We start from the raw sequence: 13,764 nt of genomic DNA, 5'->3' as shown, positions 1-13,764 counted from the left end.
CTCATTTTATATTACATCTGAGAACTTATCTTCTCACTGTCAATTGTAATCCGGTCACGTCCATTCTTTTTGGAATGATACATCGCCCAGTCTGCTCTTGTCAAAAGTTCTCCCGGATTGGCGCAAGTCTGCGGATAACTTGCCACACCAACGCTGGCACGAACTGAAATATGTTTTCCTTCGTAAACAACTTCCTCACTCCGAATCTGATTATGAATGTCCTCAACGATATGATACGTTTCATCCAAATCTTTTTCAAAGAATGCTACAACAAATTCCTCACCGCCATAGCGTCCGGCAATACCGCCATGCTTGAGTGCTCCACGATTTAGTAACGAAGCCACATAACGAATCACTTCGTCACCGCACTGATGTCCATAGGTGTCATTCACCATTTTAAATTTATCAATATCAAAAAGTGCAAGTGAAACCGGCACTTTTTTCGTCATAGCTTCCGCCAAATACTTTCTTAATAGCTCCGTCAAGTGTCTGCGGTTATAAATTCTTGTCAAACCATCTCGGATTGCCATATCATTCATCTTCGCATAAAGACGTGCATTGGCAACACCAATACTAATCTGGCTGGCAATATTCTCATAGAACGCACGGCTGTCCATAAAGGTATTTTCTTTGTTCTTTCCAACAAACAGTGTGCCAAGTCTTTCTTCCTGATTTCGGATTGGCAGGCATACCACCGATGGAAGTTCCTGTTTACCCTCTAATTTAGTAAATAACTGCACAGAATCCGTAACATTATTTTGTATATAAGTCTGAGTCATGCGGAGAATCTCTGACATATCCGTATGTTCAATGGATTCAATCACCTTCTTTTTGAATTCATCTCCTAACACACAGGAAATGGCATACACCCGCCGCTGTTCTTCTTCCATTCCCGGAACATAAAGTTCATGATCCTGTTCCAAAACAATTACAACAACATCCAAATCCAATCGAACCTGTATCATATCAACAATTTTATCTAACATATCCTTTATCTCGATTGATGATATAATAATGGATGACAATTCATTCTGCACCGACATTTCATCATGCGAACGGTTAATCTTTTTATTTGCAAGCTGTAATTCGATTTTTTGAACTCCTAATTTTTCATTTACCCGGTTGATTTTTTCCTGCTGTTCTTTCATCTTATCATTGACTTTATTTAAATCTTCCAGTGCACGGTTCTGGCGGAAAATATCTTTTTCAAAAAAATCCCACATGTGAGACATCATTTCACTGACTACCACAATTAAAACAAGCACAACCGATACCGTCACAAGTTCACGGATAGCAATTCCAACCGTAACACGGCTTAAGTTATCTTGTGCTAACACAACAAGCATAACAAAGGATATCATACCATACAGACAGATATAAGTCACGTAAATAATAACCCGATGAGCCTTTTTCCCAAGAGCAACACTGTAAAAAAGCTCAAAGAAATAAATCAGGAACAGTATCAGGAAAATAATTCCCTCTAATTTTGTCTCTGCCATATAATAATACGCCAATCCAAGTGCCGGCCGCAAAAAGCAATACACTTTTTCTACCTGAATTATCCGCTTGGAATGAACATATTTTTTCTGCATATGGCGATTATGTACTAATTCTGTCACAATACACAACAAAGCGTATACAAAAAGAATCACATACCGGATAGTTACTACCTGATTCCCTGCAAAATAAAAACTAATACAGTAAATCAAAAGCATAACATCCAAAAAAATGTGATAAAACGCAACTTGTTTTTGTTTCCAGAATTCTTTAATTTTTTCTTCCATGCCAAGCCTCCCTTAAGACTCCCAGAACAATTCAATCCTATCACCATCATGAACAGGCTCTGTGAAATCTTTGTCTTCACCATTAATTCGAGTTACTAAACGCGTTCCTCCCGCTTTTGTCATATCAAACGGATATACATCAAACACATCGACAAAAATCGGATTTTTCTTATGTGGCATTTCGACCACATCACCATTTATCGTAACAAATACAGGTCCCGTCACTTCTTCTACCGGTGTAGAAATCGTTTTCTCCTGCCGTAACTGCTTTGCACCCGGAATCACTTCTCCGTCCGCTCCTAATTTTGCCGTATCGAACGGGACATCGCTCATCCAATCCGGCATCGGTTTTAACGGTGCCAACAATGGATCATCATCCATCTGCTCCTGCATCGTTTCTTCTCTTGTTTTTTCCGGCTCTTCCGGCTTAATAACCGGTCTTTTTGTAATTACATCACCGTCAACAATTTTTGCTGATGCGCCAGCCTCTCTTCCATTCAAAAGAACCAAAGTTTCAACATCCATACCGGCAAACTCTAACAATCTCTTAACGGAATAATAATCATAGGTACAGATTTCGTCTCCGTTTTTGACTTCGTAAAACGAGGATACCACCTCACCATTTGCCTCAACTAACTTTGGACATAACAGTTTTCTTCCAAATAAAGTCACGGTAATTTCCGCATTGCACTCCGGAATCTCTTTGATTAACAATTTTCCAGTACTTCCCTTTGTGGAAGGCCGAATCTGTATCGTATCATTTTCCTCTACTTTATCATTCAAACTGACTAGTGTGCCATTTTTCTTGATCTCAGCCACCTCGCCAACTCTTCCCTTCTTTTCCCGGGTTTCACCATTTACCGTATAATGAATACTGTCGCCGCGAATCGGGAACAAATTATCTTTGGAAAAACCATAGCTGACACAAGCATCTAACACCGATACCTTGCCATTATCATATAATTTCACACGCTGCTCATTTACCATTACATGGATAAAGTTATTTTTCTGCTCATAATAAGTCATGCAAATACCAAGCGGTGTCACTAATGTGGAATCTTTGCGGATTCCCTCCTGCTCAAACTGAACCTGTGAAAGTACCTCTGCACCACGTATTGCCACACGCTCATTTGGCAATCCCAGATAATGTGCGAGACTCTCGGTAAATCCCTCATGCTTACCGCCTCCACCGACAACAAATACCGCACTAACACACTGACCGCCATTCAATTCCAAAATACGATCGGCAATGTTTTTGGTAATATTTTTCACAGCGTCTTCAGATATCTGTGCAATATCCTCTTTTGTTACCTGAATTTTGCTTCCAAATATGTCCTTAAAAGAAACACTCTTCTTACGCTCACAGGCTCTTTTTATGTACTCTGCAGTCTCAAAGTCTGTCAAATACTTCTTAGCAATCGCCTCCGTCACTTCATCGCCGGCAAGCGGAATCATGCCAAATGCAATAATACTTCCATCTTTTACAATCGAAATATCACTTGTTCCGGCTCCGACATCCACAAGCGCAATGTTCAAAAGGCGGAATTTTTCCGGAATTGCCATGTTAATCGCAGCAATTGGCTCAAGCGTCAGACTTGCCACATGCAATCCTGCAAGCTCAACAGCCGAATACAAGCCATCCACAACCTCTTCCGGCAAAAAAGTTGCAATCAACTCTACCTCGATGTAATTTGCCATATGCATCTCAATCATTTCCATCGGGTAGCCATTCAAATAATATTTTACAATCGAATAGCCGACACAGAAAAACTTCTTTCCACTGTCGGTCTGCTCTTTTCTTATTTCATCATAAGCCTGTTCCACACCCATCATATCCAGAGAACGAATATGGTCTTCCGTCACCTTTGTCTCTGAATTAAACTGATAGCGGGCTTTGACGCGCTTTGTCTTTAACACTCTTCCGGCAGCCGCAATGCTGACGTCCGATAAAGGTTCTCTCACACGCTTTTCCAAACGCTCTTTGACTTTATAAATCGTATCTGCTACGGTCGGTATATCGTGAATCTGTCCATCAATCACGGCACGCGTCGTATGCTCAATGGATTCCTGAGCAACCACAACAAAACGGTCTGTACCAATCCGGTAGCCAACCGTTCCCACAATGCTTCTCGTTCCGATATCCAATCCAAATACAAGCTTATTGTCTTCTGCGTTCATCATTTTCACCTTGTTCCCTCATCAAAGATTCTACATATCCATTATTCTATCACAAATTTGTCTTTCTGACTAGTAATTCTTCGATTCTTTCTTGCAGCTTTTGCAGGTTTCCATTATTCACAAGCAGTGCATCACATCGTTTTTCCCATTCTTTATCCGATAATTGCACTCTCATAATGGATTCTGTCTTTTCGCGGGAGTATCCTCTCGATTCCATAAGCCTCTGAATCCTTAGTTCTTTGTCTGTCACAACCGCCCAGATTATATCGCAGAGCGTGTCACATCCGGTTTCAAATAAAATTGCCGTTTCTAAGCAGACAACCGGCTCATCCTTCCATTCATTTAATTGTTTACAAATCTGTTCTTTCACAAAGGGATGTACAATGGCATTTAGCCGCTCTCTGCCGTTGTCATCCTGGTAGATTTTATCCGCAAGCAAAGGACGCAGAATCTGTCCATCCTCTCCTGTGATGTCAACACCAAATGTATCGCAAATCTTTTGATAAGGCTCCGTCCCCGGTTTCAGTGCTTCATGACCGAGGGCATCCGCCTCAATAATCTTTGCCCCGTATTTTTCTTCCAGTAGATTTAACACCGTTGATTTACCACAGCCTACGCCGCCAGTAATACCAATTACCATTTTCTTTCTCCTTGGTTTTATTTTGCCTCATACCAATTTATTCCCTGCTTCACCTCTGCAATCAAAGGCACTGCCAAATCGCAGGCATGAACCATTTCTGTTTCCAAAATCTGTTTTACTTCATCAATTTCATCCTTGTGTGTCTCAATCAAAAGTTCATCGTGAATCTGCAAAATCAGACGGGATTTGTAATTGCCTTCTTTTAATTTCTTGTGCACACGTATCATCGCAATTTTAATAATATCCGCCGCCGTTCCCTGTATCGGAGAATTCATCGCAATGCGTTCACCAAACTGGCGCTGCATAAAGTTTTTCGACGCAAATTCCGGAATTGGGCGGATTCTTCCAAACAAAGATGTCACATAGCCTTTTTGTTTGCCCTGCTCCACCAGTTCGTCCATAAACCGTTTCACATCCGGATACGTTTCAAAATAATCCTCAATATATTTTTCAGCCTGTTTTTTTGAAATATTCAAATCGCGCGACAAACCAAATCCACTGATTCCGTATACAATTCCAAAATTAACTGCTTTTGCATTCCGCCTTTGCAGTTCTGTCACCTCTTTATAAGGCGTATGAAAGACAAGTGCTGCCGTCGTTCGATGAATATCAGCATTTTCCCGGTAAGCTTCAATCAAAGTTTCATCCTCTGACATATGTGCCAGCACTCTTAATTCAATCTGTGAGTAATCGGCATCCAAGAAAACGTATCCGTCCTGTGGGACAAAAACTTTTCGGATTTGTCTGCCAAGTTCCATACGAATCGGAATGTTTTGCAAATTCGGCTCAGTACTGCTCAAACGTCCGGTTGCCGTCACATTCTGATTAAATGTTGTGTGGATTCTGCCATCTTTTTCATCGATATCACTCTCTAATCCATCTGCATAAGTAGATTTCAACTTCGTAAGCTGGCGGTACTCCAGAATCATCTCCACAATCGGATCCTCAAAACGGAGTTTTTCAAGAACTTCTGCTGAAGTGGAATATCCTGTTTTTGTTTTCTTTCCATAAGGCATATGCATTTTTTCAAACAAAATTACACCTAACTGTTTCGGTGAATTGATGTTAAATGACTCCCCGGCACGCTCATAAATATCCGCTTCCAGTTCAGAAATGCGCTCACCAAGTTTTGCACCATATTCATGCAATGCCTCTTTTTCCACTAAAATCCCCACCTTTTCCATGTCATAAAGGGTAAATAAGAGCTGCATCTCAATCCGTTCAAACAATGACTGCATTTTTTGTTTTTTCAATTCTTTGGAAAGATTCGGATATGCAAGCGCATTTACCAGTGCACAGTAGCTAAAGTAACGTACTGCCTCGTCTTCTTTCTCTAAAAAGGCAGTTTCTTCCGGCTGTTTACCAAAAAACTGTTCATATGGGTGCATCAAAACAGATGCATAGTTTTCTGCAATCTCTTCTTCTCCAAACTTTTTCTGAACCGGACTTAACAGATACGCAGCCAGATTCGTATCATAGGAGTTTTCCGGTTTTGCATCCGGTAAGAAATCTAACTGACTCTTTAAATCATTGGCAACCAATATATGTGTTTTCAAAAGATTACTGATTTCACTTGTAATATCGTATTCGGACAAATCATCGCCCACTTTGCAAAAAGCAATCTTTTCTTTGGAAAAAGCAACCGCCATACCTAAAAGTCTTCCATCTGCCTCCGTCATAAATAACGTCATCTGTCCGCTGGCACTCGTTGTTACTGCAGCATCCTTTCGAAAAACGGCCTTGACCGCTACCGGCTCTTTCTTTTCAATTGTCTTCACAAAAGAGAGCCAGTCTTTTTTTGTCTCAATTACCTGAAAATATTTTTCCAGTTTTTTATCTCTGCCGGTATCCTCCGAAAATCGCTTTAAAATGGATTTCAAATCCAAAGACTGAATCATCTGGTATGCTTTTTCGTTAAACATATCCTCAAACGTACACTCTGAAAGCACCACTCCCAATTTGCAGTTTGTCCTTATAGTCGCTAAATCTTTACTCATTTTTGCCATGTCCACATGGTTCTTCAACGCCTCTTTCGCACGATTTGGTGTTACTTCTTCTACATGCTCAATCGCATTTTCAACCGTACCAAACATCGTCAGAATTTTAACTGCTGTCTTCTCACCAATTCCCGGAACACCCGGGATATTATCTGAAGCATCTCCCATCAGCCCTTTGAGATCAATAATCTGAGATGGTGTAACACTGTATTTTTCAATTACCTGCGCTGTATGATAGTCTTCGACAACCGTCTTTCCACGACTCGTTTTTGGAATGCGGACCAAAATAGTATCCGTCGCTAACTGCAGCAAATCGCGGTCACCGGATACAATCGAAACAAGATATCCTTCCTGCTCCGCTTTTTTCGCCATCGTTCCTAAAATGTCATCCGCCTCAATGCCTTCTTCCGCATAAATACGGATATTCATCACTTGAAGAAGATTTCGGATTACCGGCACCTGTTCACTCAATTCAGCCGGCATCGGTTTTCTTTTCCCTTTGTATTCTTCGTACATTTTATGGCGGAAAGTCGGTGCTTTTTCATCAAACGCTACTAGCAAATGCGATGGCTCTTCTTCGTCCAATATTTTAAACAAAATATTTAAAAATCCGTAAATCGCATTTGTATGCAAGCCCTCGCGGTTTGTTAAATCCGGCACGCCATAAAAGGCACGGTTCAATATGCTGTTTCCATCAATCAGTACAAGTTTGTTTTCCAATTTTTTGACCTCTTTATTTTTTGATTTTTATTTTCCGTTTGCTTGTGTAACCACTCTCATAGCGTTTTCCTTTTTTGCTGTAATATGCTTTCACACGGATATAATACGTTCCTTTTTTCAGACCGTACGCTTCAAAACGGTTTCCGTTCAATATGTATTTCTGTGTTTTTTTCGCAGCAAAGGAAGATGCCGTCGAAACTTCCATCTGGTACCCATGTACCATTTTCCCACTCGAATAAGTAATCGCAAACGATTTCTTGTTTTTCTTCAATTTCTGAATTTTCGGTGTCTGCGGCACAATTTTAAAGGAAATGGTTTTCTTTCCGGTAAAATTGCCCATGCCCTGTATAACAACCGATGCTTTTCCGATTTGAAGATTATTCCGGTACACCAATGTATAGTCTCTATTTTTCTCTAATTTTACTTTCCCCACCTTCAACGTCACATTTGGTTTCACCCATCTTCCGGTATAACTCTTTGCCTTTTTATAATGACAAGTTACCGAGCGAACCGAACGTTTCACAATGGTATAAGAAACTTTTTTTGTTCCCTTGTAATTACCGATTCCCTTAATCGTAATTGTTGCTTTTCCTAAATTTTTATTATTCTGATAAGATGCCTTGTAATCTTTTCCGGAATCAAGCACCTCTTTTCCATCCTTAACCGTTTCGTTTCCTTTGATTGCCTTACCTTCATAAGCATATTTCTTTTTCAAACGAATCATTTTCTTTGTCAGAGCTTTTTTCTTAACCGGAACTTTCACACGGATAATCACCGTACGGTACATTGCTGTATTTTCCGGCACATATTTCGCACGATAGCCGGAATTTCCATAAACCGGCACAATCGTACTATCTACCCAGCTAAATCTCTCCGGCAGACGAATTGAAGAAAGTTTTTTCTTGTTTGAATATACAAAACTTCCAAGTGTCACTTTCGGAATCTCCGGAATTAGTTTTGGCACATAGGTCGTTGTCTGTCCTGCCAGATAACCGGAATATTTCTTTGCTTTCACCTGGCAAATTAAACGATATCCGATATCTTCTTTTGTCACTTTGTAGGTAAGCCCGGTTGCTCCTTTAATTGCTGCCGCTCCGTCAATGGTCGTGACATCATCTTCTTCTTTTGCATTTGTCGCAAATTTATGAATGGCATCCAACTCATACGTGCCATCGTCATCGCTGTCATCTTCTTCGTCATCATCGTCTTCCGCTTCCAAATCGTCTTCTTCGGCTCCGCCTGTCTCATCTAACACGGACTCAAAACTCTCTGCATCCTCTGCTTTTTTTACACGATACCACTGATAAGACAATTCACCCGGATCCACTGAATCCAGTGATGGTTTTGCGGTAAGCGTCTCATCAATTGCCGGTGTTCCGGTTATTTCCACACTTCCGGCAATTGCCATTTTGTCAGTCGTAAAGACCGCACTTTTTGCCACTGCCGATTCATTTCCTGCATCATCTGTCATAAAAGAATAAATTACATATTCCGTTTCCGCTGCAAGTCCATTAAATGAAAAATTAGAAGCTTTTGCACCATCTACTCTTCCATAACCAACAATCCCATAATGAGAAGTCACACGCGACAATATAAATTTTGTTGTCATGCCACCGCTTTCTTTCTCTGCCTCTTCGCCTAACGCCTTTGGCAGTACCACATAATAAAATTTACCCGGTTCATTTCCGGTAATCAATCCGGAAGAAGTCGTATCGGTATCACTGTCAAAACCGGAAACCGATGTAATCTGTGGTGCTGTAAAATCAGCTACAATTGTAATCGTTTTCTTTGTCGTATCAATCGCATTCTTTGTCGCATCTGCCTGTTTCGATGCTAAATAATAAGCAATCTCATTTTTTCCTTCTGTCAACGTCACAGACATCGTATCTGCCCAATTTGCATCCACTGAAGCCTGACTGCTGATTCGATAGCCTGCCGGTGCTTCTATCTCAACCTTATCGTCTGTCAATCCTGTCCTGTCTGCAATATTAATTGTACCTTTTTCCGTCTTTGCCACCGCATTCGTATGATAAGCACGAATTTCATAAGCCGGAGCATTTTTTGCCAGCTGATAAGAAATTTTCTGTTTCTCATCACTGCTCCTTTCATCCTTTAACACAAACTGCTGTTTTCCGGCAGTTTCCGATGAAATCGTAAGTGTAACTCCATCCGGCAAATCCTTTTCATCGGATACTGCGTAATGCACATCTCTGATAAAGGTACGCTTCTGTCCATAATACTTCCACAAGCCGGAAAATGGTGTTACCGTAACAATTTCTTTTGGTTCAGCCGTAGGCTCTATCGTAGCTGCCCCTCCGGTCACACTTCCACCTGAAGTCACATTTGCATTAAATAATACAATTTCTCTGTTTTTTTGTTCCTTCGCCTGCGTATTCACCGGGGTCATCCCCATAAATAATGCACATGCTAAAATCCATGCTAATCCTTTTTTTAACTTACGTTTTCTCATAAGTTCTCCCTTCTAATATAACTTAATTCATGATAAATTATATTTTACACGTAAATGTGTTGAAACACAATATAAAAAGAAAAGTTTGTGGGAATTGTTTGGGTTCCGCAATTTCGTAGAATAGCTTTGCGTCTCGTGGGCACTCTCGCTCGTTGAGTGCGTAGCGGTATGGGCACTGAAACTACCAGTGCCACATACCGACGTACTCAAACCCACGAGTCGCAAAGTTTTTCTACGGAATTACTGAAATCCAAAGGAACCGGCAGCGAACATTTGTCACAAACATAATCAAACTTACTAACTTTTTTTCTAAAAAAGTGTTGACACATTAAAAAAAGGATGGTATAGTAAATATCGTTGTGAGCGGATGTGGCGGAATTGGCAGACGCACAAGACTCAAAATCTTGCGGTGGTGACATCGTGCGGGTTCAAGTCCCGCCATCCGCACTCACTAAAAAGCACTAAAAACTACGAAAAACGTTGTTTCTAGTGCTTTTTTATTTAACGAATTAGATTCTAAAATAATTTGCTTGTAGCAAATATTTAATGACAATTTATTGGGATTCCAGTAATTTAGAAAAAAGACATTGTGACTCGTGGGTTTGACCACTCACGAGACGCAAAGTCTTTTTTCTAAATTACGGAGCCCAAAAAATTAGTCATATTTTTTACTGTTACATTTTGGGTATTTCGATGCAGTAAAATGATGTGTTTTTTTCATCACCGAACTCGATTTCAAAAAGTATGTATAATACGGTTTTTTGTTGGTGTTTGTGCCATTGATAATCGGGTCGTCAAAGGTCACATCAATGTGATACCACTTACCGGAAAGTTTCACCATATTCCATGCATGGCCGACGCTACCGCTTGAACCGGTTACAAAGCGGCACGGAATTTTAAGTTTACGCATCACCATCTGAAAGGCATGCGAATAACCATCACACACTGCCACTTTTTTCAGCAGTGCTCCCTTTGCTGTGTGGGATACACTCGGTACATATCCGCGTTTGAGACTGTAATAATCATATTTTACATTTCGAATCATCCAATTATGTACTGCCTGTACTTTTTGATAATTCGTCATATCTTTTTTAATAACCGATTTAATAATCTGGTTTACCCGTTTTCCAACTGCTTTTCCGTATACCGTTACTTTGTACTGATATTTTTTACCGCCGGCAGATGCCTGAATTATGGTGGTTCCTTTCTTTTTTGCACGAATTTTACCGCTTTTTGTAACAGATACCACACTCTTTTTCTTACTCTTATACGTTACTGTATTAATGCAGTTGAGCAAAGGAATCGTGTCGGTATCACCCGCAAGAAGGTAAATATGGGAAGATGCAAATTTAATTTTGTTTGTTGTCGTAACGGCAATTCCTTTTTTCTCGGCATACGAATACGCCTTACTTAATTTTGGTGCTGCAAAATTTAAGATTTTTCCACAGTCATAAAGGATATTGTCTATCAATGTAACAGTTTCTTTTGGAAAAGAAATCACACGAAGTGATGAACATTTGGCAAAAGCATACTTTTCAACTGTCGTTACACTTGACGGAAGAATAATTTTCTTCACCTTTGAATTGTTATAAAAGGCAAGCGAAGAAACCACCGTTACCGTATTTGGTACGGTTACGGTCGTATCGCTTCCCCGATAAGAAATCAATCTGCCATTTTCAATCAAAAAATCCGAATTGCCGTAGGTACTGTCGCTGTTTTCTGTCGTTACCTCTCCAGACACAACGGAAAAGGATGCCGGCATGCGCTCTCCTAAGATTTCTCTTAAAATCGAAACCAGCACATCGGTATCTGACTGGCTTCCGTAAATTCTCGCATACTCGTCCTTTGTCACCTCATAGCGGGCGTCATCCAGATAAACATAATAATGCGTCACCTCTGCCGCCCTGCTGTTTTTACAAAATACAGGCAAAAGCATACCGCATAAAATTAATAAAACAACAATTCCTCCGATTCTTCGGATTTTCTGATTTGTATTCATTCTAACCTCTTTTCCAATGCCTCCACAACAATTTCAAGGACTTTAATCCTTGCGTATAACTTGGAATTTGCCTCAATAATATGCCATGGGGCTTCTGTCGTCGATGTGCGTAACATCATCTCATCGACTGCTTTTTCGTAGTCATCCCATTTGTCACGGTTGCGCCAGTCTTCATCTGTAATTTTCCACTGTTTTTCCGGCGTTTCCATTCGCTGCTTAAAGCGTTTTTCCTGCTCATCTTTGTCGATGTGCATCCAGAATTTCAAAACAATTGTACCGGATTTTACCAAATGGGCTTCCATATCATTAATTTCCTGATAAGCACGTTTCCATTCTTCCTCCGTGGCAAAACCTTCCACACGCTCAACTAACACTCTTCCATACCAGGTGCGGTCAAAAATTGCCATGTGTCCGTCCTTTGGAAAATGATTCCAGAACCGCCACAAATAATGATGTGCTTTTTCGATATCATTTGGCGAAGCAATTGGCACCACTTCATAACCACGCGCATCCATACACTGGGTAATGCGCTTAATGGCACCGCCTTTTCCACCGGCATCCCAGCCTTCGAATGCTAGCACCACAGGCACACGCTGCAAATACATCTGATTGTGAAGTTTCTCCATCCGCTTTTGCAAATCTTTTTTCTTTTTCTTATATTCCTCAGGCGTCAAAGAGAGCGTCAAATCCACACCTTTTAACACACTGTTTTGCAGATATGCATCTGTATCCTCACTTTTAGAATCCGTTTCCGGATTTCCTTTTTTCTGATTCTTCTCGACCGCCTGCTCCAGCCCGTTTACAATTGTCGTTAAAATTTTATCTACTGCAAATTTTTTGTCCATTGCCTCGACAATTGTCCACGGCGCATTTGCCGTATCGGTCTGTACCAGCATAGTATCAAATTGTGAGAAACATTTGTCATAATTCTCATTATTTTTCCAGTCTTTTTCTTTGACACGCCAGCTCGTGTCCTCACTGCCTGCCAAATGGTTTAACCGTTTTTTCTGCTCCTTTTTTGTAATAGCAAGAAAAAACTTAATCAAAACAACTCCATCGTCGGTAAACTGCTTTTCGTACCGGCAGATTTCGTCCGCCTGTAAAATATCCGGGAACCCCTGATACCAGCTGTGATCAAAAATATGAATTCTTCCTTTTGCCGGCATTTTCGTCGCATAACGCCATAAATATGGATGCCTTTTATCCTCTTTCGTTTCCTTTTCCATCGTAAAAACCTGAAAACCTCTTGGGTCAAGAGGACGAATCATCCGTCCAATCATTGTTCCTTTTCCGGACGCAGAAAACCCCTCAAACACAATAACAATCGGAATCCCCATACTCCGGCACTGCCGCTGCAGTTCTCCCATACGAATTTCTAAATGTGCCAGTCTCTCATCATAGTCTTTGCGAACTTCTTTTCGCTCCATCATTACCTTATCAAGCATAAGTAACACCCCTTTTCACAATCTTCTTGGTCTGCCCCACATCTGATTTTTACGGAGTAATTGGTACTTAGCATACGCATGTTCCAAAATTTTGCGTTCATTGGCAAACTTCAGCAGATGATATGCCTCATGGTATTTATAATACCCCGAATCCTGAAAATATTCCTCCCTTTGTGGTTTTGAATAGAAACTATCCGACTGCATTAAAAACCAATGAACATCTTTGGATACCGTCCCCTCCGGCACTTCAAATGTGTAGTGGCTTCGGTCAACATAATCAACAATCCGGCACAGCGCACTTGCCTCCTCCTTTACTTCACGTAATGCCGTCTCCGGAAAACTTTCTCCCTGCTCAACTGTTCCTTTCGGAAGAACCCAGCCTTCATATTTGTGTTTCACATTTTTATACAACAATAATATCTTACCCCGGAAAATTACTACTCCGCCACAGCTTGTTGCTTCTATCATTGCAATCCCTCCTGCGTGGAAATCACGTTCCTCTGTACACGTGTTTTTTTTCTTAGTATACCC

General features: G+C 40.7%; 8 protein-coding genes and 1 tRNA gene. 1 reads left to right on the top strand and 8 read right to left on the bottom strand.

The annotated features are described in order from the left end of the window. Nucleotides 1-11 precede the first annotated feature (11 nt). The 5 genes from DW019_RS02400 to DW019_RS02380 are packed head-to-tail and all read right to left on the bottom strand — an operon-like array spanning nucleotide 12 to nucleotide 9,789. Nucleotides 12-1,784 (bottom strand): sensor domain-containing diguanylate cyclase, encoded by a 1,773-nt coding sequence (locus DW019_RS02400; protein ID WP_022376727.1) that lies wholly within the window; start codon nucleotides 1,782-1,784, stop codon nucleotides 12-14. A gap of 12 nt (nucleotides 1,785-1,796) precedes the next feature. Beyond that, on the bottom strand, nucleotides 1,797-3,965 hold the full coding sequence (locus tag DW019_RS02395) for a cell division FtsA domain-containing protein (protein WP_242989443.1): 2,169 nt from the start codon (nucleotides 3,963-3,965) through the stop codon (nucleotides 1,797-1,799). Between the two features lie 46 nt (nucleotides 3,966-4,011). Beyond that, nucleotides 4,012-4,602, bottom strand: coding sequence for a dephospho-CoA kinase (gene coaE, locus DW019_RS02390; RefSeq protein ID WP_118442408.1), 591 nt, complete (start codon nucleotides 4,600-4,602; stop codon nucleotides 4,012-4,014). A 17-nt stretch (nucleotides 4,603-4,619) separates the two neighbouring features. Further along, entirely contained in the window at nucleotides 4,620-7,319 is a 2,700-nt protein-coding gene (gene polA, locus DW019_RS02385) for a DNA polymerase I (protein WP_118442407.1), read from the bottom strand. Between the two features lie 13 nt (nucleotides 7,320-7,332). Continuing rightward, nucleotides 7,333-9,789 carry a hypothetical protein gene (locus DW019_RS02380; protein ID WP_118442406.1) on the bottom strand — a complete coding sequence of 819 codons (2,457 nt, stop codon included), beginning with the start codon at nucleotides 9,787-9,789 and terminating at the stop codon, nucleotides 7,333-7,335. 363 nt (nucleotides 9,790-10,152) lie between these two features. Between DW019_RS02380 and DW019_RS02375 the strand changes: the two genes are divergently transcribed. Beyond that, a tRNA-Leu gene (locus DW019_RS02375) sits at nucleotides 10,153-10,236 on the top strand. 208 nt (nucleotides 10,237-10,444) lie between these two features. Here DW019_RS02375 and DW019_RS02370 read toward each other — a convergent pair. Genes DW019_RS02370 through DW019_RS02360 form a run of 3 tightly spaced genes read right to left on the bottom strand, consistent with a single transcriptional unit; the run spans nucleotide 10,445 to nucleotide 13,701 of the window. After that, nucleotides 10,445-11,788 (bottom strand): transglutaminase domain-containing protein, encoded by a 1,344-nt coding sequence (locus DW019_RS02370; RefSeq protein ID WP_118442405.1) that lies wholly within the window; start codon nucleotides 11,786-11,788, stop codon nucleotides 10,445-10,447. Next, nucleotides 11,785-13,233, bottom strand: a complete 1,449-nt coding sequence (locus DW019_RS02365) for a phosphate--AMP phosphotransferase (protein ID WP_118442404.1) — start codon at nucleotides 13,231-13,233, stop codon at nucleotides 11,785-11,787. Before DW019_RS02365 ends, DW019_RS02370 begins: the two co-directional genes overlap by 4 nt. Before the next feature lie 15 nt (nucleotides 13,234-13,248). Further along, nucleotides 13,249-13,701: an NUDIX domain-containing protein gene (locus DW019_RS02360; RefSeq protein ID WP_118442403.1), complete on the bottom strand. Its 453-nt coding sequence runs from the start codon at nucleotides 13,699-13,701 to the stop codon at nucleotides 13,249-13,251. Nucleotides 13,702-13,764: the final 63 nt, after the last annotated feature.

The organism is Clostridium sp. AF37-5 (assembly GCF_003477605.1).
Classification (GTDB): domain Bacteria; phylum Bacillota; class Clostridia; order Lachnospirales; family Lachnospiraceae; genus Eubacterium_F.
This window is presented reverse-complemented; position numbering and strand designations above follow the sequence as displayed.